23 protein-coding genes and 1 other annotated feature are annotated in these 24,509 nt (G+C 38.0%); of the genes, 21 read left to right on the top strand and 2 right to left on the bottom strand.

Going from position 1 to position 24,509, the window contains the following annotated elements; genetic code table 11:
• Nucleotides 1-88 precede the first annotated feature (88 nt).
• Nucleotides 89-475 carry an FxsA family protein gene (locus BR30_RS0101050; RefSeq protein WP_026563340.1) on the top strand — a complete coding sequence of 129 codons (387 nt, stop codon included), beginning with the start codon at nucleotides 89-91 and terminating at the stop codon, nucleotides 473-475.
• 43 nt (nucleotides 476-518) lie between these two features.
• Here BR30_RS0101050 and ytvI read toward each other — a convergent pair whose 3' ends face one another.
• On the bottom strand, nucleotides 519-1,634 hold the full coding sequence (gene ytvI / locus BR30_RS0101055; protein WP_026563341.1) for a sporulation integral membrane protein YtvI: 1,116 nt from the start codon (nucleotides 1,632-1,634) through the stop codon (nucleotides 519-521).
• 217 nt (nucleotides 1,635-1,851) lie between these two features.
• On the opposite strand from ytvI, the gene BR30_RS0101060 reads away from it, so the two are divergent.
• From BR30_RS0101060 to BR30_RS0101080, 5 genes are all read left to right on the top strand, one after another.
• A complete protein-coding gene (locus tag BR30_RS0101060) occupies nucleotides 1,852-2,313 on the top strand; it encodes a DUF441 domain-containing protein (protein ID WP_026563342.1) in 462 nt (153 codons plus the stop codon).
• 275 nt (nucleotides 2,314-2,588) lie between these two features.
• On the top strand, nucleotides 2,589-3,707 hold the full coding sequence (citZ, locus tag BR30_RS0101065; RefSeq protein ID WP_026563343.1) for a citrate synthase: 1,119 nt from the start codon (nucleotides 2,589-2,591) through the stop codon (nucleotides 3,705-3,707).
• A 123-nt stretch (nucleotides 3,708-3,830) separates the two neighbouring features.
• Complete coding sequence (gene icd / locus BR30_RS0101070) at nucleotides 3,831-5,099, top strand: NADP-dependent isocitrate dehydrogenase (RefSeq protein WP_026563344.1); 1,269 nt, start codon at nucleotides 3,831-3,833, stop codon at nucleotides 5,097-5,099.
• A gap of 90 nt (nucleotides 5,100-5,189) precedes the next feature.
• A complete protein-coding gene (gene mdh, locus BR30_RS0101075; RefSeq protein WP_026563345.1) occupies nucleotides 5,190-6,128 on the top strand; it encodes a malate dehydrogenase in 939 nt (312 codons plus the stop codon).
• 88 nt (nucleotides 6,129-6,216) lie between these two features.
• Nucleotides 6,217-6,693: a MaoC/PaaZ C-terminal domain-containing protein gene (locus BR30_RS0101080; protein ID WP_026563346.1), complete on the top strand. Its 477-nt coding sequence runs from the start codon at nucleotides 6,217-6,219 to the stop codon at nucleotides 6,691-6,693.
• Between the two features lie 712 nt (nucleotides 6,694-7,405).
• On the opposite strand, the gene BR30_RS37605 is transcribed toward BR30_RS0101080, so the two are convergent.
• Nucleotides 7,406-7,870, bottom strand: a complete 465-nt coding sequence (locus BR30_RS37605; RefSeq protein WP_051633420.1) for a nuclease-related domain-containing protein — start codon at nucleotides 7,868-7,870, stop codon at nucleotides 7,406-7,408.
• A gap of 195 nt (nucleotides 7,871-8,065) precedes the next feature.
• Between BR30_RS37605 and BR30_RS0101090 the strand changes: the two genes are divergently transcribed.
• From BR30_RS0101090 to thrS, 15 genes are all read left to right on the top strand, one after another.
• Nucleotides 8,066-8,782 (top strand): response regulator transcription factor, encoded by a 717-nt coding sequence (locus BR30_RS0101090; protein WP_026563347.1) that lies wholly within the window; start codon nucleotides 8,066-8,068, stop codon nucleotides 8,780-8,782.
• Nucleotides 8,779-10,197: a two-component system histidine kinase PnpS gene (gene pnpS, locus BR30_RS0101095; RefSeq protein ID WP_026563348.1), complete on the top strand. Its 1,419-nt coding sequence runs from the start codon at nucleotides 8,779-8,781 to the stop codon at nucleotides 10,195-10,197. The genes BR30_RS0101090 and pnpS overlap by 4 nt, the downstream gene beginning before the upstream one ends.
• Before the next feature lie 19 nt (nucleotides 10,198-10,216).
• Nucleotides 10,217-12,853, top strand: a complete 2,637-nt coding sequence (polA, locus tag BR30_RS0101100) for a DNA polymerase I (protein ID WP_026563349.1) — start codon at nucleotides 10,217-10,219, stop codon at nucleotides 12,851-12,853.
• Nucleotides 12,854-12,868: 15 nt separating this feature from the next.
• On the top strand, nucleotides 12,869-13,714 hold the full coding sequence (mutM, locus tag BR30_RS0101105; protein WP_026563350.1) for a DNA-formamidopyrimidine glycosylase: 846 nt from the start codon (nucleotides 12,869-12,871) through the stop codon (nucleotides 13,712-13,714).
• Between the two features lie 87 nt (nucleotides 13,715-13,801).
• Nucleotides 13,802-14,437: a sporulation membrane protein YtaF gene (ytaF, locus tag BR30_RS0101110; protein ID WP_026563351.1), complete on the top strand. Its 636-nt coding sequence runs from the start codon at nucleotides 13,802-13,804 to the stop codon at nucleotides 14,435-14,437.
• Between the two features lie 22 nt (nucleotides 14,438-14,459).
• Entirely contained in the window at nucleotides 14,460-15,074 is a 615-nt protein-coding gene (gene coaE, locus BR30_RS0101115) for a dephospho-CoA kinase (protein ID WP_026563352.1), read from the top strand.
• Between the two features lie 166 nt (nucleotides 15,075-15,240).
• Nucleotides 15,241-16,272 carry a glyceraldehyde-3-phosphate dehydrogenase gene (locus BR30_RS0101120; RefSeq protein WP_026563353.1) on the top strand — a complete coding sequence of 344 codons (1,032 nt, stop codon included), beginning with the start codon at nucleotides 15,241-15,243 and terminating at the stop codon, nucleotides 16,270-16,272.
• A 324-nt stretch (nucleotides 16,273-16,596) separates the two neighbouring features.
• Nucleotides 16,597-16,971 carry an adenosylmethionine decarboxylase gene (speD, locus tag BR30_RS0101125; RefSeq protein WP_026563354.1) on the top strand — a complete coding sequence of 125 codons (375 nt, stop codon included), beginning with the start codon at nucleotides 16,597-16,599 and terminating at the stop codon, nucleotides 16,969-16,971.
• A 57-nt stretch (nucleotides 16,972-17,028) separates the two neighbouring features.
• On the top strand, nucleotides 17,029-17,244 hold the full coding sequence (locus BR30_RS37610) for a hypothetical protein (protein WP_035444924.1): 216 nt from the start codon (nucleotides 17,029-17,031) through the stop codon (nucleotides 17,242-17,244).
• Nucleotides 17,245-17,271: 27 nt separating this feature from the next.
• The gene (locus BR30_RS0101135) at nucleotides 17,272-17,667 is read left to right on the top strand and encodes a hypothetical protein (RefSeq protein WP_026563355.1); all 396 of its coding nucleotides are present in this window, start codon (nucleotides 17,272-17,274) and stop codon (nucleotides 17,665-17,667) included.
• Nucleotides 17,668-17,755: 88 nt separating this feature from the next.
• Complete coding sequence (gene nrdR / locus BR30_RS0101140) at nucleotides 17,756-18,217, top strand: transcriptional regulator NrdR (RefSeq protein ID WP_026563356.1); 462 nt, start codon at nucleotides 17,756-17,758, stop codon at nucleotides 18,215-18,217.
• Nucleotides 18,218-18,274: 57 nt separating this feature from the next.
• Nucleotides 18,275-19,663, top strand: coding sequence for a replication initiation and membrane attachment family protein (locus tag BR30_RS0101145; RefSeq protein WP_026563357.1), 1,389 nt, complete (start codon nucleotides 18,275-18,277; stop codon nucleotides 19,661-19,663).
• 12 nt (nucleotides 19,664-19,675) lie between these two features.
• Nucleotides 19,676-20,602 carry a primosomal protein DnaI gene (gene dnaI / locus BR30_RS0101150; RefSeq protein ID WP_026563358.1) on the top strand — a complete coding sequence of 309 codons (927 nt, stop codon included), beginning with the start codon at nucleotides 19,676-19,678 and terminating at the stop codon, nucleotides 20,600-20,602.
• Nucleotides 20,603-20,967: 365 nt separating this feature from the next.
• A complete protein-coding gene (ytxC, locus tag BR30_RS0101155; protein ID WP_026563359.1) occupies nucleotides 20,968-21,846 on the top strand; it encodes a putative sporulation protein YtxC in 879 nt (292 codons plus the stop codon).
• A gap of 428 nt (nucleotides 21,847-22,274) precedes the next feature.
• Nucleotides 22,275-24,209 carry a threonine--tRNA ligase gene (gene thrS / locus BR30_RS0101160; protein ID WP_026563360.1) on the top strand — a complete coding sequence of 645 codons (1,935 nt, stop codon included), beginning with the start codon at nucleotides 22,275-22,277 and terminating at the stop codon, nucleotides 24,207-24,209.
• Between the two features lie 163 nt (nucleotides 24,210-24,372).
• Nucleotides 24,373-24,505 (top strand) — a sequence feature (ribosomal protein L20 leader region).
• The last annotated feature ends 4 nt before the right edge of the window (nucleotides 24,506-24,509 follow it).

A 24,509-nucleotide genomic window follows, 5' to 3' on the forward strand; every position in this document is an offset into this window, starting at 1 on the left:
AAGGGGGAACCCTTCTTTTTTTATATCTGACAAAATGATCCCCATTCGTAATATAATGAAACTAAGCCTTTTGGAAAGGGGACAATCTATGCGTTATTTATTTCTATTAATCATCTTAATTCCAGCTCTGGATATTGGCGTACTGCTTTTTTCAGGCAAGACAATTGGTGTATGGCCTACCATTGCCCTAATTGTTTTAACTGGAATCATTGGGGCTTATTTAGCCAAGAGAGAGGGCTTGCAGACGATTCGAAGGGTACAAGAACAGTTGAGTTATGGACAACTTCCAGGAGATGCTTTATTAGATGGAATATGCATTTTAATCGGTGGAACACTGCTTTTAACACCTGGATTTATTACTGATGTTACCGGTTTCTTCTTCCTTTTTCCACCAACCCGCAAGCCGATAAAATTTTTAATCATAAAAATGTGGCAAAGAAAGATTAATAAAGGGAATATAAAAATAATAAAATAAAAGTCAGCTTCCGGTTAGGGAGCTGACTTTTTTATTAAAAGCATTATATTTCTTTCCCCATTATAAATCCCCATAAATCATGAAAAACATGGGCCCGATAAAGAGTACTAATGATTACTAGAGTGACAGGACCAACAATTAATCCTAATAATCCAATTAATTTAAAACCGACGAATAAGGCAATCAGTGTGGCTAATGGGTCGAGGCCAATATTAGATGATAGGATCTTTGGTTCCATAATCTGCCGTTGGACGAGAACTATGATGTAAAGAACGCCTAATCCGATTGCAAGCCCCATATTTCCACCAATCGCAGCATAAATAATCCAAGGAACAAAAACAGCACCTGTTCCCAAATAAGGAATAATATCGACAATGCCAGTGACTAAGGCAATTGTTATTGCATAATCAACACGAAGGATAAGTAAGCCGATTAGAATAATCACTGTTGTAATGGAGATTAATGTTAATTGGGCTTTAATAAATCCAAAAAGCGCCTTTTTTAAATCGATAAAAACCGATCTGCTACTTGTTTTTGCTTTCTCTGGTAAAAGTTTGCCGCCCAATGTCGAGAAACGGTACCAATCTTTACTTATAAAAAACGTAGCCAATAAAGAAAAGATTAAAACTGTCGCTGCATTCGGCAGCCAAGCAATAATATTAGGAATAATTCCGAATAGACTTTGAATAAAACTTCCAACAGTTGTGCCAATTCTAGTACCGACATTCTGAATATTACTAATAATGGTACCCTGCTGCCCAGAATCAAGTTTTTTAAAGACACTAGATAATTGTTCATATATCGGCAGAATCTGCGCTGTGAAATAATTCTCTATATACTCAATTAACGTATCAAGATGTTTTGGTACCACAGTAGATAAATAATTTGCACCCGAAACAATTTCGGCTATTAGGAGTGTAATAAGTCCTGCAAATAAAGCAAAAATAATAATGAGTGCAATAAAAACTGCTAAGGCACGAGGCATCCTAGCCTTTCTTTCAAAAATGTCAACAAGCGGATTAATTAAAAAGGCAATAATTAAACCTATTAAAAATGGATAGATCAGTTTTGATAAATAAAAACACAACAAAAGTCCCAAAACAATTGCTCCAATGACAATGATAAATCGTATCGTCCGGTATAAATACTTTAGATTCAAAGACAAACCTCCTTGACAGCAATTATCGTAATTCCAGTTTAACATTTTACGAAATAATCTGCATATTTTTACAAATAAATATCATATCAAAAATATTACAATCACTTTTTTTCGATGCACAGTCTTAATGGAATATAACGGAAGGCTGACATTAACATTAATTTCACTCGTAGGAGGACATTATGTTACGATAATTTCGAAAAGGAAGGGTGAAAACATGCTTAACGAGTCAGTCTTATTTTTACTATTACTGCTAGTTATAGGTATTATCGCGAAAAATAGTTCTTTACTAATCGCAATTGCTGTCCTCCTCGCTTTAAAAATTGGAGGATTAGATACCAAAGCTTTCTCATTTATACAGTCGAAAGGAATCAATTGGGGGGTAACGATTATAACCATTGCCGTATTAATACCAATTGCAAGTGGAGAAATTGGTTTTAAAGACTTAACAGGAGCATTTAAATCCTCTTATGCTTGGATTGCCCTTATCTCTGGAATGATTGTCGCTATGCTTGCAAAAGGAGGGGTAAAATTACTAGCCGATGACCCCCAGATCACCACAGCATTAGTACTTGGAACAATCCTATCTGTGTCTATTTTCAAAGGTGTAGCAGTTGGTCCCTTAATTGGTGCTGGAATCGCCTATACTGCAATGAAAATTGTTAGTTTTTTTACGTAGATTTTTTGTAAAATAATATTTTTTTCACTTTTCTAAGCCTTTCCATTCACAAAAATCTGATAATTGTTTATAATAGGCTTGTAAGCGTTTCTTTTTTTACATAAACCACATATATATGCTGATTTGCTTATTAACTAATTTAAGCCTACATGGATAGCATTTTAATTGTTTGCTTTTTACCCGAGCAATCGCTCAGTTAATTTAAAGGATGGACAATGGGATTTTTTCACTTTTACTGGTATGGGGAAATTTAGAATGAGAAGGAGAGATTTACTATGACAGTAACACGCGGTCTTGAAGGGGTAGTGGCAACAACTTCCTCCATCAGCTCAATTATTGATGACACGCTCACTTATGTTGGCTATGACATTGACGATTTAGCTGTAAATGCTAGTTTTGAAGAGGTAATCTATTTATTATGGCATCGCAAATTGCCGACGGCAGACCAGTTAACAGAATTGAAAAAACAACTTGCTGAAAATTCAGCACTACCACAGGAAGTAATTGAACACTTTAAGTTGTTTCCAATTCAAGAAGTACATCCAATGGCGGCCCTTCGTACAGCCGTTTCGCTTTTAGGCATTTATGATGATAAAGCAGATTTAATGGATGCTGATTCAAATTATCAAAAAGCGATTCGCCTTCAGGCAAAAATGCCTGCGATTGTTGCAACATTTGCCCGTGTAAGAAAAGGGTTAGAGCCAATTGCACCTAAACCAGAATTAAGCTTTGCAGCCAATTTCTTATACATGTTGACTGGGAAAGTACCAGAACCGATCGCTGTTGAAGCGATTGATAAAGCGCTTGTATTACACGCGGACCATGAATTAAACGCATCTACATTTACAGCACGTGTATGCGTAGCTACATTATCTGATGTTTATTCTGGTGTAACTGCTGCAATTGGGGCTCTTAAGGGACCATTACATGGTGGAGCAAATGAAGCGGTCATGAAAATGTTAAAAGAAATTGGTACGCTCGAAAATGTTGAACCTTATGTACGTGGTAAGCTTGAGAAGAAAGAAAAAATCATGGGCTTTGGCCATCGTGTTTATCGAAAAGGAGATCCACGTGCCAAGCACTTAAGAGCAATGTCTAAAAAATTAACTGAACTAACAGGCGAACCACAATGGTATGATATGTCTGAAAAAATTGAAAGCATTGTAACAGGGGAAAAGAATCTGCCGCCTAATGTAGATTTCTATTCTGCTTCTGTTTACCACAGCTTAGGGATTGACCATGATTTAATGACACCAATCTTTGCAGTAAGCAGAGTATCAGGCTGGCTTGCTCATATTCTTGAACAGTATCAAAACAACCGCTTAATCCGCCCGCGTGCAGATTATACAGGTCCTGGTCTGCAAAAATATGTTCCAATTGAGCAACGAGGTTAATTATTTACTTTTGTTGCAATAATTGGTCTAATAAGAATGTATGATAAGGTTAGAGATGAACATCTCTAACCTTTCCATAAGTCATAACGTAGCTTTTTTACATAATAGGAGGGAAAATCAACTATGCAAGGCGAAAAAATTACAGTTACTAACGGAGTATTAAATGTACCAAACAATCCAATTATCCCATTTATTGAGGGTGACGGAATCGGACCAGATATTTGGGCTGCTTCTGAGAGAGTTTTAAATGCAGCTGTTGAAAAAGCGTACAAAGGTGAACGCAAACTAATTTGGAAAGAAGTTTTAGCTGGAGAAAAAGCATTCAACCAAACTGGCGAATGGCTGCCATCAGAAACACTTGATCTAATTAATGAATATTTGATTGCCATTAAAGGGCCATTAACTACGCCTGTTGGCGGAGGAATTCGCTCGTTGAACGTTGCTCTACGCCAAGAGTTAGATTTGTTTGTCTGCTTACGTCCAGTAAGATGGTTTGAGGGTGTTCCTTCACCAGTTAAGCGTCCGCAAGATACAGACATGGTTATTTTCCGTGAAAACACAGAAGATATTTATGCAGGTATTGAATATGAAAAAGGTTCAGAAGCAGTTAAAAAGGTAATTGACTTCTTACAGAATGAAATGGGCGTTAACAAAATCAGATTCCCAGAAACTTCTGGTATCGGTATTAAGCCTGTTTCAGAACAAGGTACTTCGCGTCTAGTACGTGCTGCAATTAACTACGCCATTAAAGAAGGCCGTACGTCAGTTACACTCGTGCACAAAGGTAATATCATGAAATTTACTGAAGGCGCATTTAAAAACTGGGGCTATGAGCTTGCTGAGAAGGAATTCGGCGATAAAGTCTTTACATGGGCTCAATATGACCGTATTAAAGCGGAGCAAGGTTCAGAAGCAGCTAATAAAGCACAAGCTGATGCAGAAGCAGCAGGCAAAATTATCGTAAAAGACGCGATTGCTGATATCTTCTTACAACAAATTCTTACACGTCCACGTGAGTTTGATGTTGTTGCAACAATGAACTTAAATGGAGATTTCATTTCAGATGCACTTGCAGCTCAAGTAGGCGGTATTGGTATTGCACCAGGCGCTAACATCAACTATGAAACAGGACATGCGATTTTTGAAGCAACTCATGGTACTGCACCTAAATATGCAGGTCTTGATAAGGTGAATCCTTCATCTGTTATTTTATCAGGTGTGTTATTGCTTGAGCACCTAGGCTGGAACGAAGCCGCTTCAATGGTTATTAAATCAGTAGAAAAAACAATTGCTTCTAAAGTTGTAACATATGATTTTGCACGATTAATGGAAGGCGCAACAGAAGTAAAAACTTCTGAATTTGCTAGCGAGCTTATTAAGAACATGGAGTAAAGGGTTGATGCAGATGTGGGCTGTTCTTTAATAGCCCCGCCTGCTTTTTATGGTTCAAGAACAACAAAAACGTTTAAAGGGGAGAGTTATATGTCATTAAAACGTAAAAAGGTTTCTGTAATCGGCGGAGGATTTACTGGAGCAACTACGGCATTTTTACTAGCTCAAAAGGAACTTGGAGATGTAGTTTTAGTAGATATCGCTCCAATGGAAAACCCTACAAAAGGTAAGGCGCTAGATATGCTTGAAGCAAGTCCAGTACAAGGCTTTGATGCTAATATTACTGGTACTTCAAACTATGAAGATACGCGTGAATCAGATATCGTCGTGATCACTGCTGGTATTGCTCGTAAACCTGGTATGAGCCGAGATGATTTAGTTCAGACAAACCAAAAGGTTATGAGAAGTGTAACTCAAGAAATCGTGAAGTATTCCCCTAACTGTACAATTCTTGTTTTAACCAACCCAGTTGATGCAATGACATACACAGTATTTAAAGAATCAGGATTCCCTAAAAACCGTGTAATTGGTCAATCTGGTGTTCTTGATACTGCTCGTTTCCGCACATTTGTTGCGCAAGAATTAAACCTTTCCGTTAAAGACATTACTGGTTTCGTTTTAGGTGGTCATGGTGATGACATGGTTCCGCTTGTACGTTACTCATATGCGGGTGGTATTCCTTTAGAAACATTAATCTCTAAAGACCGTCTTGAAGCAATTGTAGAACGCACAAGAAAGGGCGGCGGTGAGATTGTTAACCTTTTAGGTAATGGAAGCGCTTATTATGCTCCTGCTGCTTCTTTAGTTGAAATGTGTGAAGCCATCCTTAAAGACCAACGTCGCGTTCTTCCTTCTATTGCTTATCTTGAAGGTGAATTTGGTTACGATGGTATCTACCTAGGCGTACCAACTATCCTTGGTGCAAATGGCATTGAAAAAATCATCGAGCTTGAATTAACTGCTGACGAAAAAGCTGCTCTAGATAAATCAGTTGAATCCGTTCGCAATGTGATGCAAGTATTAGCGTAAAAAAGGATAAAAGAGAAATTCGGGGTTACAATGGTTCCCCGAATTTCTTTGTATTAATTTGGAATCGCTTACATGGAGGTAGAGTTTTTTGCTTTTAGGTAAAAAAAGAAGGTTAGGACGTAAAATTGAAGAAATTACTGTCGGTGAAAAACTAGCTATGACTGAAAAAATAGAAGATAAGGATCTGCTTCTTTATTTAGGATTAACTGACGATGCGAATCCCCTCTATATTCAGCATGATTATGCTTCACAGACTCCTTTTGAAAAGCCAATCGTTCCGAGCATTATGCTGACAGGTATGATTACCTCAGCCATCTCAAAATATTTACCCGGTCCTGGAAGCCATATTTTAAGCCAAGAAATCAGCTTTCCAAAACCTGTTTATCATTATGGAGCAGTTGAGTTTTTATTCGAAGTCGTTGAAGTAACAAGAGATGAACATACCATTGTGATTAGTGTTGTAGGAACCAATGAAAAGAACGAGACCGTCATTCAAGGTAAGGTTAAAGTTTGTCCGCCACACCGATTAGAAGAAATTCATGGCAGGGCTTTGGATAATTTTTGATTATATTTGAGGACTTTTTACTGTACTGTTTTTAATTTGAATCTCTAAGTAAAATCTGTTCTTATGAGTGGTTCATGAGGACAGTTAATGCTAGGAAAAAGCCAAGATTGTCCTCATGAGTGGTACATGAGGACAAATAATGCTTGGAAAGAGTCAAGATTGTCCTCATGAGTGGTACATGAGGACAAATAATGCTTGGGAAGAGTCAAGATTGTCCTCATGAGTGGTACATGAGGACAAATAATGTTAGGAAAGAGCCAAGATTGTCCTCATGAGTGGTTTATGAGGACAAATAATGTTAGGAAGGAGTCAAGATTGTCCTCATGAGTAACTTGACCTTCTTCATAAATAGTTTTACTTAGCTTATTTATCAATATAAAAGGAATATTTACCGTGCCCTATTCGATTGAATATTTTTGATAATATCCTATTGATTTTCTTTTTAGACAAATTGCCCCCACACCATTCAAATACACAATTTGTAGTAATCCTCTTATCTGGAAATAATAGTTTAATTTCCGCCACGTTTCGCAAAATAGCAAATGTTATTTCCTCTTGGTTCCCGCATTGATTACACACAATCTTATCTCTACTGACGAAAAGTGAAAATGAGTTACATTTTACACAGGTAAATCCCTTTTTTAGCTGATTATAGTTATAAGGTGGGAGCCTAGTATAAGGAGATTCAATCTTATGAAGGGAAATAAGATTGTCAGCAATCCTGATATAATGTGAATTCGGGGTTAATAAACACAACGGATCCCTCAATAGGAATCTTATATCCTAAATTATTCAGCAATTGACCGAGCAAAAACTTGCTGCGTTTCAGTTGGTCTAGGGGATTTTTATAATCTTTACCGTAAATTTTTTTTAGCCGATCAGGTTCGTATATAAAGTCGCCCTCAAAATTTTTCACCTCAAAAGGGTAAATTATATCTTGGAAAATGAGGGTAGAATCAAGTTGAAATGTGGAATTATCAACTTCGAGCAGTAAATCGTTTAATACAAGGCACGAGCTTTCAAGCTTCTCTGTTAATTCATCAAATTGTGTTTCACCTTTAAAGCCTTTTTCTAGGTTTAAATACTTCTTTTGTTCCTCTCCAGTTAATCCAATTCGTCGGTTTAAAATTCTTAGAATTAATAATTCGCCAGATTCAAATCGATTTTTATAAGCCATATTCCACTTCCTTCCTTATATTTAATCTCATTTTATTAAAAATAATGACTAAATTTGGCTCAAAAGATGACTCTTTTGTTAATATTTATTATAATTCTGAAGTTCACAACCTTTTTTTGTTAAAGTTTTGTAAAACTAGAAAATACACAAACTTTATTATTATAATGGAGGTAACTAAAGAAGGTGGGGGATATTATGAAAAATAGAGTGCTTGTTGTCGATGATGAACAGTCAATTGTTACTTTACTACAATATAACTTGGAGCAAGCGGGGTTTGATGTAATAACAGCAGGGGATGGTGAAGAGGGGAAACAAATTGCTGAGACACAATCCCCTGATATCATTGTTTTAGATCTTATGCTGCCTAAAATGGATGGAATGGAAGTTTGTAAGCAGTTAAGGCAAAACAAGATTATGACTCCGATTCTAATGTTAACAGCTAAAGAGGATGAATTCGATAAAATCTTGGGGCTAGAGCTGGGTGCAGATGATTACATGGTGAAACCTTTCAGTCCAAGAGAGGTGATTGCCCGTGTCAAAGCAATCCTGAGAAGGACACAAATTCAAACGGAAGCTGCACAGGTAAGTGGGGAAGAGACGGGGTTACTACAAATAGGTAATTTAAAAATCAATTCTGACAAATATGAGGCTTATTTTAACGACAATCTGTTGGAGTTAACCTTAAAAGAATTTGAATTGCTTCTTTATCTCGCTCAAAATAAAGGGCGTGTCATGACTCGTGATCAATTATTAAGCGCTGTTTGGAATTATGACTTTGCTGGCGATACTAGAATAGTCGATGTACATATCTCACATTTAAGAGAAAAAGTTGAAGTGGACACAAAAAAGCCAGCCTATATCAAAACAATTCGGGGCTTGGGCTATAAACTGGAGGAGCCGAAGGGAGAATGACCAAATTCCGTAAAGGACTGCTTATTTCACTAATCATATTAATTATTATTGTATTAGTTGGGGTAGGAGTTTTGTTAGGTCAATTATTTAAAAGCTATTACCTAGAGTCACTAACTCAACATCTTAAAATAGAAGTCTTATGGGTTCTTTCCATTTGTCTTGGGATTGCCATCATTATTATTATTTTTTTATGTGTGAGAATTACCTCAAAGTATACAAAACCAATTGAGGCTGCAACTAATGTTGCCATTGAACTGGCTAAAGGAAATTACCGTGCTCGAACTAAAGTAGGTAAATTAGATGAAACGGGCATGCTTGGGTCATCAATTAATATGCTTGCCGAAAACCTGCAAGAGCTCACTAAAGCGCAAGAAATGCAGCAGGATCGGCTCAGTGCACTAATTGAAAATATGGGCGCTGGTTTGGTGTTAATTGATAGTCGAGGGTACATCAACCTAATCAATAAAGGATTTATTGATATTTTCCACGTCAATTCTAGTGATTATTTAAATAAAGTTTATTATGAAGTTATTGATTATGAGGAAATTTGTCAGTTAGTAGCTGAAGTTTTTCGGACGGAAAAGAAGGTTAGCAAACAAATACTTGTTCCACTATTCATTGAACGAAGATACTTTGTTGTTTATGGTGTCCCGATTCTTGGAACAAATAATGTTTGGAAAGGCGTATTGCTCGTATTTCATGATATAACTGAAATTAAAAAACTCGAGCAAATGCGGAAGGATTTTGTGGCCAACGTTTCCCATGAATTAAAAACCCCGGTCACTTCTATTAAAGGATTTACTGAAACACTGATGGATGGTGCCATGAATAATAAAGAAACATTGGAAACGTTTCTTTCCATTATTCTAAAAGAAAGTGACCGTCTGCAAACCCTTATCCAAGAACTGTTGGATCTTTCAAAAATAGAACAACAGGGCTTCAGATTAAATATTCAGGACATAGATTTATACGAGCTATTAAAAGAAGTGATTACGATTCTTAGTGGAAAAGCCCAAGCAAAGAATATCCGAATTAACCTTCTTTGTAAGCAAGATCAAGTGATAATCCAGGGTGATTTAGACCGTTTAAAACAAGTGTTTATTAACTTGATTGCCAATGCCACGGCCTACACTCCGCCTGAAGGGAATGTGGAAATTATCCTCCTTGAACACGGTGAAAAGGTACGCGTTCATGTTAAAGACACGGGGATCGGAATTAGTAAAGAAGAAATCCCTCGTATTTTCGAACGATTTTACCGTGTCGACCGAGACAGAAGCCGGAACTCTGGTGGGACTGGCCTTGGACTAGCGATTGTTAAGCATTTAATTGAAGCCCATCATGGAAATATAAGTGTTAGAAGTGAATTGGGTGAAGGAAGCGAGTTTATAATCGAACTATATAAATATTTAAGGTAATTTCGGAAGGTGGATATAAATGGAAAAGAAGAAACTTGTCCTTATCGATGGGAATAGTATTGCTTACCGGGCATTCTTTGCACTACCCTTGCTTAATAACGATAAAGGAATTCACACGAATGCCGTATATGGCTTTACGATGATGCTGATGAAAATACTTGAGGATGAAAAGCCTAGCCATATCCTTGTTGCATTTGATGCGGGAAAAACGACCTTTCGACATAAGACCTTTAGTGAATATAAAGGTGGCAGACAAAAAACTCCGCCTGAGCTATCGGAACAATTTCCATTCATCCGTGACCTTCTAGATGCCTATGGAATCTCAAGGTACGAACTTGAGAATTATGAGGCAGATGATATCATTGGTACCTTGTCATTAAGTGCTGAACATGATGGGTATGAAGTAAAGGTGATTTCTGGAGATAAAGATTTAACGCAACTTTCTTCACCGACGACTACCGTTGGAATTACACGGAAAGGTATTACAGATATTGAGGAATATACCCCTGAACATGTCGCTGAAAAATATGGACTTACACCAGATCAAATCATTGATATGAAGGGGCTGATGGGTGACCCTTCCGATAATATTCCTGGTGTACCGGGTGTGGGTGAAAAAACGGCTATCAAACTTTTAAAGGAGTTTACTACGCTTGAAAATTTATTAGCCTCCATTGACCAGGTTAATGGTAATAAGCTAAAAGAGAAGCTGGAAGAATTTAAAGATCAAGCAATAATGAGTAAAGAGCTGGCAACAATTGAAAGGCAAGCACCTATCGAAGTAAATTTAGACACAATCGCTTATGAGGGTTTTACGCGCGATAAATTAGTTGCTCTCTTTAAAGAATTAGGCTTTCATTCGTTATTGGACAAGCTGGGAGAAGGTCCGGACATGGCTGATGAGCCAGAACTGGAAGAGATTGAGTTTCAAACTCCGGCAGAAATCACGGAAGAGTTATTCGCAGACGACAATTATTTTTACGTTGAAATGTTAGATGATAATTATCATTATGCGGAGATTATTGGTTTTTCCCTCGTCAACGAAAACGGTCATTTCTACTTTCCTACTGAACAGGTATTACAATCAGAGGCCTTCAAAAAATGGGCAGAGGATGAGAGTAAGAAGAAGACGGTCTATGATGCCAAGCGTTCTGAAGTCTCTTTAAGAAGATACGATATTCATTTAAAAGGGGTCGATTTTGATATTCTGATGGCGTCCTATATCATAAATCCTTCAGAAAACATAGAAGATCTCGCCGCGATTACGAAACGATTTGATGTACATACAATTCAAACAGATGAATCCTTTTATGGGAAAGGGGCAAAACGAAAAGTCCCTGATCCAACGAAGCTTGCGGAACATCTTGTCCGTAAAAGTCTTGCCATGTTTGATTTAAGAGGAAAACTTGAAGATGAATTAAGGAAAAATGAACAATATGAGTTATTTAATGAACTTGAAATGCCATTATCGCTTATATTAGCCGATATGGAATCATGCGGAATCAAAGTGGAACAGGAACGCCTCCAGACAATGGGAAAAGAGCTAAATGAAAGACTGATTGAAATTGAAGAGAAGATATGTGAAATAGCTGGGGAAAAATTTAATATCAACTCACCGAAACAGCTTGGCGTTATTTTATTCGAAAAATTAAACCTGCCTACATTAAAGAAAACGAAAACAGGTTATTCCACTTCGGCCGATGTATTGGAAAAATTAGCGGAGGATCATGAAATTATTGAATACATCCTTCTATACAGGCAATTAGGTAAGCTCCAATCTACCTATATAGAAGGATTGTTAAAGGTGATTAATCCTAAAACAGGAAAAGTCCATACAAGATATCAACAAACCTTAACAGCCACAGGTCGGTTAAGTTCAATTGATCCCAATTTGCAAAATATCCCGATTCGTTTGGAAGAAGGTCGGAAAATTCGTCAAGCCTTTGTTCCATCTGAAGAGGGGTGGATCATTTTTGCTGCTGACTATTCTCAGATTGAACTTCGCGTTCTCGCAGATATTGCTGGTGATGAAAAGCTGATTCAGGCATTTAAAGAAGATATGGATATTCATACGAAGACCGCGATGGAGGTTTTCCATGTCAATAAAGATGAGGTAACCTCGAATATGAGACGTCAGGCAAAAGCCGTTAACTTTGGAATTGTCTACGGAATCAGTGATTATGGACTATCCCAATCCTTAGGAATAACCAGGAAGGAAGCCGGTCAATTCATTGAACGCTATTTAGATACATACCCAGGTGTCAAAGAATATATGGATGATATTATACACTCAGCCAAGCAGAAAGGGTATGTTTCAACCCTTATGCAAAGAAGAAGATATATTCCTGAAATTACTGCACGTAATTTTAATATCCGAAGCTTTGCAGAAAGAACGGCTATGAACACGCCAATCCAAGGCAGTGCTGCTGATATCATAAAAAAAGCAATGATAGATATGGACGAGGCATTAAAGGACATGGGGTTAAAGACACGGCTTTTACTTCAGGTACATGATGAATTAATTTTTGAAGCACCAGAGGATGAAGTGGAAATTTTGAAGAAGGTAGTCCCAGATGTGATGGAAAATGCCCTTGAATTAAAGGTGCCCTTGAAAGTGGATTATGCCTTCGGACCAACGTGGTTTGATGCGAAATAAAAGGAGGCGGCTATCTTGCCAGAACTTCCGGAAGTAGAAACCGTTCGAAAAACATTAAAAAAATTAGTGGTTAATAAAACAATCAAAGATATAACGGTCTATTGGCCGAAAATCATAAAAAATCCACTTGAAGTGGAACAATTTGTCGATGCCTTAATTGGGGAGACTATTATGGATGTAGGCAGAAGAGGGAAATTTCTAATTATCTATACAGGAAATTTCGCTTTAGTTTCCCATTTAAGAATGGAAGGAAAGTATGGTCTATATCCCAAGGATGAGCCCTATGATAAACATACACATGTTCTCTTTCATTTTACAGATGGGACCGAGTTAAGGTATCGGGACGTTCGGAAGTTTGGAACCATGCACCTCTATAAAAAAGGGGATGAATTTTTAACGGAGCCCCTAATCGGACTTGGCCCTGAACCATTTTCAGAGGAATTCACCACCGAGTATTTAGCTGAAAAGCTGGTAAAAACGAATCGGAAAATTAAAACAGTTTTATTAGACCAAAAAGTCTTTGTTGGCCTTGGTAATATCTATGTGGATGAAGCACTTTTTAGGGCCGGAATCCATCCAGAACGTATGGCTAACACGCTGGATAAAAGCGAAGTCACCCTTCTTCATCGTGAAATTGTTGCAACCTTGAGTGAAGCAGTCAAAAAGGGAGGAAGTACAATCCGTTCGTATGTAAACTCTCAAGGTGAAATAGGAATGTTCCAGCTTGAATTATATGCTTACGGTCGAAAAGGTGAAGAGTGTAAACGGTGCGGGACACCTTTAGAAAAAACAACTGTTGGAGGCAGAGGAACCCATTACTGCCCCCAATGCCAAAAAATCGAAGCGGAACAGAAAAAGTAAAAAAGTGAAAATAGAATAACATTAACCATGGATAGGCTCCTGCCATATACTATCGTAATGATTTTGGTGGAAGGAGCCCTAGACATCATGGTTCAGTTGTTATCACTTCTCATCCTCGCTTTTGCACTTAGCCTTGACAGCTTTAGCGTAGGATTTACCTATGGACTAAGGAAAATGATCATGCCGCTTAGGTCAATAATTATTATTGCAAGTTGCTCTGCTATTTCCTTAATGATCGCTGTGTCAATTGGACACGGACTTGAGAAAGTTTTATCACCAAGAATTACGGCAAGCCTAGGGGGAATTATCCTAATTGGTCTTGGTGCTTGGGTTTTGTATCAATTTTTTCGGCCAGAAAAAGAAAAGGATGTACTAGATCAAGAAAAGACAATCGTGAATTTTGAGATCAAGTCCCTTGGATTAGCTATTAATATTTTGAAGAAGCCGATGTCGGCTGATTTCGATCAATCTGGTACGATTACTGGGATTGAGGCGTTAATGTTGGGGTTTGCCTTGTCGCTGGATGCCTTTGGAGCTGGGATTGGTGCAGCGATGCTTGGCTTCTCTCCTTATTATTTAGCTTTTACTGTCGCGATTATGAGCTCTTTGTTTGTACTTTTAGGAATAAAAAGTGGAACTTTTTTTCATAAATTTGAATGGATTCAAAAGTTCACCTTTTTGCCAGGGATATTATTAATCATTATTGGGATTTGGAAATTATAAGAACCAGAAAGAGGATATGGGGATGTCATTAGTTATCGGGTTAACAGGCGGAATTGCCAGTGGAAAAAGCACAGTCTCTAACTTTTTCAAAGAAATGAATATCACTGTAGTTGATGCAGATATTGAAGCACGCCTTGCGGTAATGAAAGGTGAAACGGCTTATTTTAAGATTATTGCTGAGTTTGGCGAAGATATATTATTAGCCGATGGAGAAATCGACCGGCCTAAACTGGGCTCGATTATTTTTCATCAAGTCGAAAAACGGCAATTATTAAACGATATCGTCCACCCGGAAGTTAGAAAAAGAATGACAGACCAAGTCGAAACGGCGAAAAAGAACGGCGAAGAAGTGATTGTTCTCGATGTACCGTTACTATTTGAGAGTAAGCTTACCTATATGGTGGATAAAACATTACTAGTATTTGTCGACAATGAAACGCAATTAAAAAGATTAATCGCGAGAAATAACCTATCAGTCAAGGATGCAGAGGCAAGGATCCATTCGCAAATGCCATTGTCTGATAAATTTAGGCTCGCGGACGCAGTAATTAATAATAATGGTTCGGTCGAAGACACAAAACAACAGCTTCTTGAAATCTTAGCGCAGTTTGGCATCAATAAAAATAAGATGAAATAATTAGGGAGAAGGAGCCACCTTCTCTTTTTTTATGTTAATAAGTTATCTAAATTATAAAACATTTAAAAAATCCGCATTTTATTCAGCACAATTGCACCTAAATATGTTATACTAATTACATCAGTACGAGTATTAAGTATGACATTAATGCGGAAGGGGTTGCAAAATGAAGACAAAAGTTGCAATTAATGGATTTGGGAGAATTGGAAGGATGGTTTTTAGGAAAGCGATCCTTGAAAATAAATTGGATGTTGTGGCTATAAACGCAAGTTATCCTGCAGAAACATTAGCACATTTACTTAAATATGATACAAATCATGGACCATTCCATGGAGAAGTTATCCCATTAGATGATGAGCTGCTTGTAAATGGAAAAAGGATTAAATTATTAAGTAGCCGCAATCCAGAGGAACTACCATGGAGAGCACTCGGGGTTGAGATTGTTATAGAAGCAACAGGAAAATTTAATGCCCGTGAAGCGGCAGCACTGCACTTAGAGGCAGGAGCAAAGAAAGTAATCTTAACAGCACCAGGGAAAAATGAGGATGTTACCATTGTAATGGGTGTTAATGAGGAAATGCTTGATGTTAATTATCATGACATTATCTCCAATGCATCATGTACAACTAACTGCCTGGCACCTGTTGCAAAGGTATTAGACGAGAAATTTGGAATTGAAAGCGGATTAATGACAACGATTCATGCATATACCAATGATCAAAAAAATATTGATAATCCTCACAAAGATTTACGGAGGGCTCGTGCATGTGGACAGTCTATCATTCCAACGACAACAGGAGCAGCTAAAGCAATTTCTTTAGTATTACCGCACCTAAAAGGGAAATTACATGGCATGTCACTTCGTGTACCTACACCAAACGTATCACTTGTTGATTTAGTCGTTGATCTTAAGCAAGATGTAACGGTCGATGAAGTCAATAATGCCTTTATTGAAGTATCCGATGGTCCATTGAAGGGCATATTGGATTTAACGATGGAACCGTTAGTATCTGTTGATTTTAATACGAATGAGCATTCTGCCATCATTGATGGTTTATCAACAATGGTGATGGGGACAAGAAAAGTAAAGGTTTTGGCTTGGTATGATAATGAGTGGGGTTATTCTTCACGTGTGGTAGATCTCACGCTGTTAGTTGCTCAGAAAATAGCAGAATCCACCGAGTTAAAGGTTGGGTAAGCACAAAAAAAGCTGTCGATTGACAGCCTTTTTTTTTTGTCCTATCTTGTGACATTTTGGTGTAATAGGCATAAAATAGCTTTGTTGAATTTATTTATAAAACAATGAAAAAAGCCCGTCCTAATAAAGTTTTTCATATTGATAGGTTGCAAAAAAAATATAAACAAAGTATACTAGTCATCGTGAACTTCTTGAAATTAGGTAGCGATTAATTACTTAAAGGGTTAGGACCTCTCTGGACTAACTTTCCCCCGTGGTAGTTATAAGATACCGTCAATACATGATTTCAAGAAAGAACAAAAAGGTTAGAGGGGGAAAATGAATATGGAAACAATGGGACGTCACGTGATCTCTGAGCTATGGGGATGCGACTTTGAAAAATTAAACGATATGAATTTTATTGAAACGACTTTTGTTGAAGCAGCTCTTAAATCAGGAGCGGAAATCCGTGAAGTAGCATTTCATAAATTTGCTCCACAAGGTGTGAGCGGTGTCGTCATTATTTCCGAATCACATCTAACTATTCACAGCTTCCCTGAGCATGGATACGCCAGCATTGATGTCTTCACTTGCGGCGATTTAAATCCTAATGTTGCAGCAGATTATATTGCTGAGGCATTAAATGCAGAAACACGTGAAAATATTGAAATTCCACGTGGCATGGGTCCTGTCCATGTGAAACAGGCAAAAGTTCTATAATCCTTATAAAAATAATTAGTGAAGAGGTGTATCTAAACATACACCTCTTTTTATATTTTGTCTGTGTTAATGCATATTGCTGATTTTGGCACCCTGTTGATTGGAGAGGAAGGCACGAAGACTCCTGCTGGAGGACGGGGCAGGGGAGACCCCGCAGGAGAGCAGCGACGAGGAGGCTCCCCGGACCGCCCGCGGAAAGCGAAGTGCCTGGAGCGGAAATCAACAGGCAACTTTAACAGAGGCTATATTTTGAGCGAAAATGTTGTACAATAAGACAAAAGACAATTGGGGAGGAAAAGTATGGCTATGTTAGGTAACTTATTTGTTCGATTTAAGCAGCAAATTGAAACTTCAGACCGAATTGCTGATGATTCTTTAAAAACGCATTATTATAAGGCGAAGTTTAATCAAGTTTTCGATTCAGTTGAAAAGTTATTTCATGAAGATGCTGATTGCCAAGTAACAACCGTTTCTAAAGATCATGGAGAAATTGCTGTTGAAATCAATAAACCAATTCAATGCTTTCTGATTGTTACCATTGTGTCTGTAAAACCAATGGAAACAGCTGTGGACTTTAATATATCATCTGAAAAATTTTCGATACTCGGTTCCTATCCTGCTTTAAAAAAGCGGATTAATTCTTATTACGAGCGAATTAATCAATTACATAACTTCGTAGGAATAAAAAACTCCTAATACTTACTTGTATAAAGATATTCTTTTTTATAAGATGAAAGTAAGCGTTTAGTTCGGGTTATACAGTGTAGATTTGGAGTTGATTACAATGAAATGCCCTTCTTGTCAAAATTATGGTACACGTGTCCTTGATTCCAGGCCTGTTGATGAAGGCCGGGCCACACGGAGAAGACGCGAATGTGAAGAATGTGGGTATCGTTTTACTACGTTTGAGAAGATTGAAGAGATCCCGTTAATTGTAGTCAAAAAAGAAGGTACCAGAGAAGAGTTCAGTCGTGATAAAATCTTACGAGGCTTGATAAAAGCTTGTGAGAAGCGGCCTGTGGCTTTAAAGGAACTAGAAGATATAACCCACGGTGTTGAAAAAGACCTGCGCAGTCAGGGAATTTCTGAAATAAAAAGTGAAGCCATAGGTGAAATGGTTATGGACAGGCTAGCACACGTGGACGAAGTTGCCTATGTCAGATTCGCATCTGTCTATCGACAATTTAAAGATATCAATGTTTTTATTGATGAATTAAAAGAATTAATAAAAAAAGAAAAATCTTAAGAGCTAAAGAGGTTTTTGGCTCTTTTTGACTTTATAACAGGGGAAGGTTGTAGTATTATGGCGCAGCATTGGCAGGAAATTCTTCCTATTGACCGTTATATCGTAACTGCTGATGGGCTACTGCATGATTATGACCGGAAAGTGCTGACGTTTTTATATCAGCCCTTGATTGGTTCAACTTGCTTTAGTTTATATATGACTCTCTGGGCAGAGGTAGAGGAAAACCGGATTTGGTCAGAGTCCTCCACACACCATCTGTTAATGAATCTCTTAGAGATGAACTTAAAGGACATTTTCGAAGCAAGATTAAAGCTAGAAGGTATAGGTTTATTAAAGACCCGTGTCAAAACGGATGAAGGAGGACGGTCTTTTTTATATGAACTTCGTCCTCCTCTGAATCCAGAACAATTCTTTTTAGATGGGATGCTAAATATTTATCTTTACCGAAAGATCGGAAAAAACCATTTTTCGCGGTTAAAACGCTTTTTTAGTGACCAACAAAAGCCGAGCGAAGATGAGTATGTCGATGTTACAAAAGCCTTTCAGGAGGTGTTTGCTTCAGCGGCCCCAGGCAGTATGCAATATATACAAGGGATTTCTGAAGAATTACATGAGGAAGAAAATCAGCAGTTTATCGGTCGAGTGGATTCAACTCCGATTCAAATTGGTGTGGACTCGTTTGATTTTGAAATGTTAGCTGATGGGCTGAATGAATCACTCGTTCCGAAAAAAGCATTAACACCAAAAGTAAAAGCTGTGATTAGTAATCTTGCATTTCTGTATCAAATCGCCCCATTAGAAATGAAAAATTTCATCTTAGGTGCTATTAACGAACATGATGAAATAGATATTGAAGACTTAAGAAAAGGTGCTCGTGATTGGTATCAGTTTGTTAATTACGACCAGTTACCGAGTCTTATTAACCGAACCCAGCCTATTGTCCACCAAACGCAAATCACTGAACCGAAAACCCCGGAGGAGAAATTAATCCGTTCTTACGAAACAACGCCGCCGCTTATCGTTTTTAAAGAATTCTCAGGCGGAGTAGAGCCTTCGAATGCCAATTTGAAAACATTAGAAGAAATTATGATTAAATATAAACTGCCGCCGGGTGTTGTCAATGTTTTAATTGAAGTGGCAATGAGAAAGACGGACATGAAATTTACCAAGGGCTTTGTGGAATCCATTGCTAGTCATTGGGCAAGGAAGCAAGTTAAAACGGTGAAGGAAGCAATGGAACTCGCGAAAAATGAAGAACACAAGGCAGCCGAAAGTAAAAAAACGGGGAAATCAGTTAGTAAAAAGCCGATTCGGACAGAGTTAATTCCAGATTGGTTTGATGAGGGCACTAAGGATGCAAGCAAGGAGCCTGCACAGGGAACTAACAATGAGGTCGAAGCAAAGAAACGGGCAATTGAAGAAAAATTAAAAGCGTTCCGCAAATAGGGGGTGCCGTAGTTGGAGAAAATCAATAAAACCTTAAATAGATTGGCTTCAAATGAAAGTTTTCAAAAACGCTATGAACAACAGCGAATGCAAGTCCTGCAAAATCCTGATGTTAAAGCATTTCTATCAAAGCATCAAGAGGCTATTGATGCTTTGATGATTGATAAAAGTATGAGTAAACTGTATGAGTACATCAATCAGAGCAAGGATTGCAATAAATGTGATTCCCTTGATGGCTGCATTAATTTTATGAAGGGGTATCACCCTGATTTGGTATTAGCTCGAAATTCTATCGATGTTGTGTATAAACAATGTCCAAGGAAAATTATGGCTGACGAAAAGAAGAAAAATGAGAAGTTGATTAAGAGTTTATATGTCCCTAGAGATATCTTGGAAGCCTCCTTTGAGGAATTTGAAGCGGACACTGGCCGACTCGATGCCGGCGATCAGGCGGCAACGTTCTTAATGAATTATGAGGCAGGAAATAAACCAAAAGGCCTTTATCTTTATGGAAAGTTCGGTGTGGGAAAATCTTATTTATTAGGGGCAATTGCCAATGAATTGGCGAAGAAACAAATTTCTTCGATGATTGTCTATGTGCCGGAATTGTTGCGAGAGATGAAAGGGTCGATTGCGGATTCCACATTGAATGAAAAAATAGAAGCATTAAAAAAAGAACCCATCCTCATGCTTGATGATATCGGCGCTGAAGCAGTATCAAGTTGGACGAGGGACGAGGTGCTTGGCCCCATTCTACAATTTAGAATGCTTGAGAGTCTTCCTACATTTTTCACATCAAATTTTGACTTTAAAGGGCTTGAGCATCATTTAACTTACAGTCAGAGGGGCGAAGAAGAGAAGATGAAAGCAAGACGAATCATGGAGCGAATTCGTTCCTTGAGTGCGCCTGTGATGGTCGAGGGTCCAAACAGAAGGTAATACAAATCAAAGAAAGTAGTTTAGGGATTGTCGTAAACAAGTCGGCAGTCCTTTTTCTCGTTAAGGAGATTATAAAATTAAAATGTTATGATAATTGAATGAGTTCTCTGAATCCAGCTCCAGCGCCCAGCGGCTAGTGTACTTCGCTCTCCGCCCTACGATAAGTCAACATCGAATCGCTAACGCTCTCCGTGTTTCCTTTATCTCGGTTGGAGCGCTCCAGTCCATACGCCGCTAAACGGGCGCTTCCACCTCTTGTTCTTACTTTTTTTCTGTAAATAACAAAAGCATGTACCAGCTAACTTCTATTTTAGCCAAGTCCCCCATATATATTAATACAAAGTTGGCTTAAAGGGGGGATTTGGTTGGCGGAAATCATCTTCCAAAGCAAGTTGGATGCTGAAAAATTTTATGACCACTTGCTGAAGTACTTACCAAATAATCAAGACAAAGAAACTATTCTTCTAATTGAAGATCGACATATAGTAAAATTTTTTGGCAGTATGATATCGGTTGAAATTTCTAGAATTGTTAAACATGCTTTTTATGAATTCATTACGAACATAAAGCGTGATGATTGGTTTAGGGAAATATTAAAAAGCCATTATTTCTACGATGAATATGAAGAACAGCAGCAAATTATCGAGATTATTGATTCCATTCTCGAAGGTCAACGAGAAGACCTGTCTGTTTTTTTGAATGATGCAAATGAAGAGACACAGATTAAATCTGCAATTGAGCATATTTTTCTGGATAATATCTCTTTTTCGTTTGACTCGTTTCTCAAATTTAGATTGCGTCCGTACCTTCAGTCGTTGGAAGGGTATGTCGAGATTGCGATTGATGAATATAAAATGGAGCAAGAATATCAAATATTTGTGCAGATGCTCCGTGAGTTCCTGGTAAATCGTGAACCAAAAATGGAGGTGCTCCATTTATTGTTTGACGAGGAAATCACCTTTTATAATGAGCAGTTTGTCGAAATGAAACGTGCTGAATTAACAAGATTGATTGACCGTAAATTACTGGTTAATCATCCTGTCTATGTCGACTCTGCATCAATTGCCCCATTATTATCACTTGCGCCTATAACCATTTTTTTGTATACAAAGGACCCAGATGAGCCCTTAGTAAGAACCATCAAAAATATTTTTGAAGAAAGAGTAACCATTAAATCATATGCTTCACTAAGAGATGTGAATAAATGGGCAGAGAATCATCAATCTTCTGAAAACCAGGCTTGAGAAAAGGAATTGTGTGAAAATTTGTCTTATTAGGTTGATGTCCCTTGATTTTTCAAAAAATAATCATTATAATTGCATACATAGTATTGTCATAGCAAAAGTAATGATAAGGATAACAGTATTTTTTACGGTTTCTAGAGAGGGAGGACATGGCTGAAAGCCTCCTAACACGAAAATAATACTTACCACCTTTAAACTTCAGCAGTGAACGCTTCATGTCTTCATGCGGTTAGTAATTGACTGACGGCTCTCGACCGTTAACAGACCAAAGTCATTTTTAAGCTGTCATTATTTGAAAATGAAAAATTGGGTGGAACCACGTGTTTATCAAAACTCGTCCCTTTTCCAGGGATGGGTTTTTTTATTTTTCAAAAAGCGGATTTTGGGCAAAAATGGCCCGAAACGCTTAATTCAAAGGAGGAATTACCATGTCAGACGTTGTTAAGATTTCGTTTCCAGATGGGGCAGTAAAGGAGTTCCCACAAGGAACAACAACGGAAGATATTGCCGCATCCATCAGCCCAGGCCTAAAGAAAAAAGCGATTGCCGGCAAATGGAACGGTCAGTTGTTTGATCTTCGCCGTCCAATTAATGAAGACGGTTCAATAGAAATCGTCGTCCCAGATTCCAATGATGCGTTAGAAATTTTACGCCATAGTACTGCGCATTTGATGGCACAGGCTGTTAGAAGACTTTATCCAGGTGTGAATTTAGGTGTTGGACCTGTTATCGAAGGTGGATTTTATTATGATATGGACCTTGAAGAATCATTAACTCCAGAAGATCTGCCAAAGATTGAAAAGGAAATGGCCAGAATCGTTAATGAAAATATTGAAATTGTTCGCAAAGAAGTAAGCCGTGCTGAGGCTGTTCAGCTTTTTAAAGAAGCCGGTGACCCATACAAGCTGGAACTAATTGAAGCCATTCCTGATGATGAAACAGTGACAATTTACGAACAAGGTGATTTCTTTGACCTTTGCCGCGGAGTCCATGTCCCATCAACAGGTAAAATCAAAGAATTTAAGCTATTAAGTATTGCAGGTGCTTATTGGCGCGGCGACAGCAAAAATAAAATGCTGCAGCGCGTTTATGGAACAGCCTTCTTCAAGAAAGAAGACTTAGCAGAACACCTTCGCTTACTTGAAGAAGCAAAAGAGCGTGACCATCGTAAAATTGGTAAAGAGTTAAACCTTTTCACTAGTAATCAATTGGTAGGTCAAGGGTTACCGTTATGGCTTCCAAAAGGTGCAACCATTCGCCGGGTAGTGGAACGATACATTGTTGATAAAGAACAGCGCCTAGGCTATGACCATGTTTACACTCCAATAATGGGCAGTGTCGATTTATATAAGACTTCAGGTCACTGGGATCATTACCAAGAAGATATGTTCCCAGTAATGGACATGGATAACGAGCAATTAGTTCTCCGTCCAATGAACTGTCCGCATCATATGATGGTGTACAAAAACAGCATCCACAGCTATCGTGAGCTGCCGATTCGAATCGCAGAACTAGGAACTATGCATCGTTATGAAATGTCTGGTGCACTTTCAGGACTACAGCGTGTCCGTGGAATGACTTTAAATGATGCACATATCTTTGTTCGTCCCGACCAAATTAAAGATGAATTCAAACGGGTTGTGAACCTGGTTTTAGCAGTATACAAAGACTTTGATATTAATGACTATTCCTTCCGTCTTTCTTACCGTGACCCGCAAGATACTGAAAAGTATTTTGACGATGATGCAATGTGGGAAAAAGCACAAAGTATGTTAAAGGATGCCATGGATGATCTTGGTCTTAACTACTATGAGGCAGAAGGAGAAGCCGCCTTCTACGGTCCTAAGCTTGACGTTCAAGTGAAGACAGCTTTAGGGAAGGAAGAAACACTTTCCACTGTTCAATTGGACTTCTTACTACCAGAACGTTTTGATTTAACATATGTGGGTGAGGACGGCAAACCGCATCGTCCAGTCGTAATCCACCGTGGTGTGGTATCCACAATGGAACGTTTCGTTGCCTTCTTAATTGAAGAATATAAAGGTGCTTTCCCTACTTGGCTCGCTCCAGTACAGGTGCAGGTCATTCCAGTTTCTCCTGGTGTGCATTATGATTATGCGAAGCAAGTTCAAGAACAGCTTCAAAATGAAGGTATTCGTGTCGAATTGGATGGCCGTGATGAAAAAATCGGATATAAAATCCGTGAAGCACAAATGCAAAAAATACCATATATGCTTGTTGTTGGGGATAAAGAAGTCGAAAATCAGGCTGTTAATGTCCGCAAATATGGCGAGCAAAACTCAGAAACAAAGCCATTCTCAGAGTTTTTAACTTCATTAATCGCTGAAGTGAAAAGAGGATAAACAGTAGAAAGAGAGGTTCGCCTCTCTTTTTGTTTGAAAAAAACTATTGAATAATTATTTATTTCTTGCTAAAATAAATTTCGTTGTCAAAGAAAATAGTTCGTTTGACATTGTATCTTTGCTTATGTTATATTAACTAAGGTGAAAAATTGAATACTGTTTTTGGGAAAAGAAGAAGCACCCGCTTCTCACCTGATTGACGCAATTAGCAGTTGGCAGGTTTTACTTGAACTTTTTGGTTTCATTACTTTTGTTCTGTAAAGTGTGGGTGCATTCATCCGCACTTTTTTGTTTGTGCAA

It is taken from the genome of Bacillus sp. UNC41MFS5, assembly GCF_000686805.1.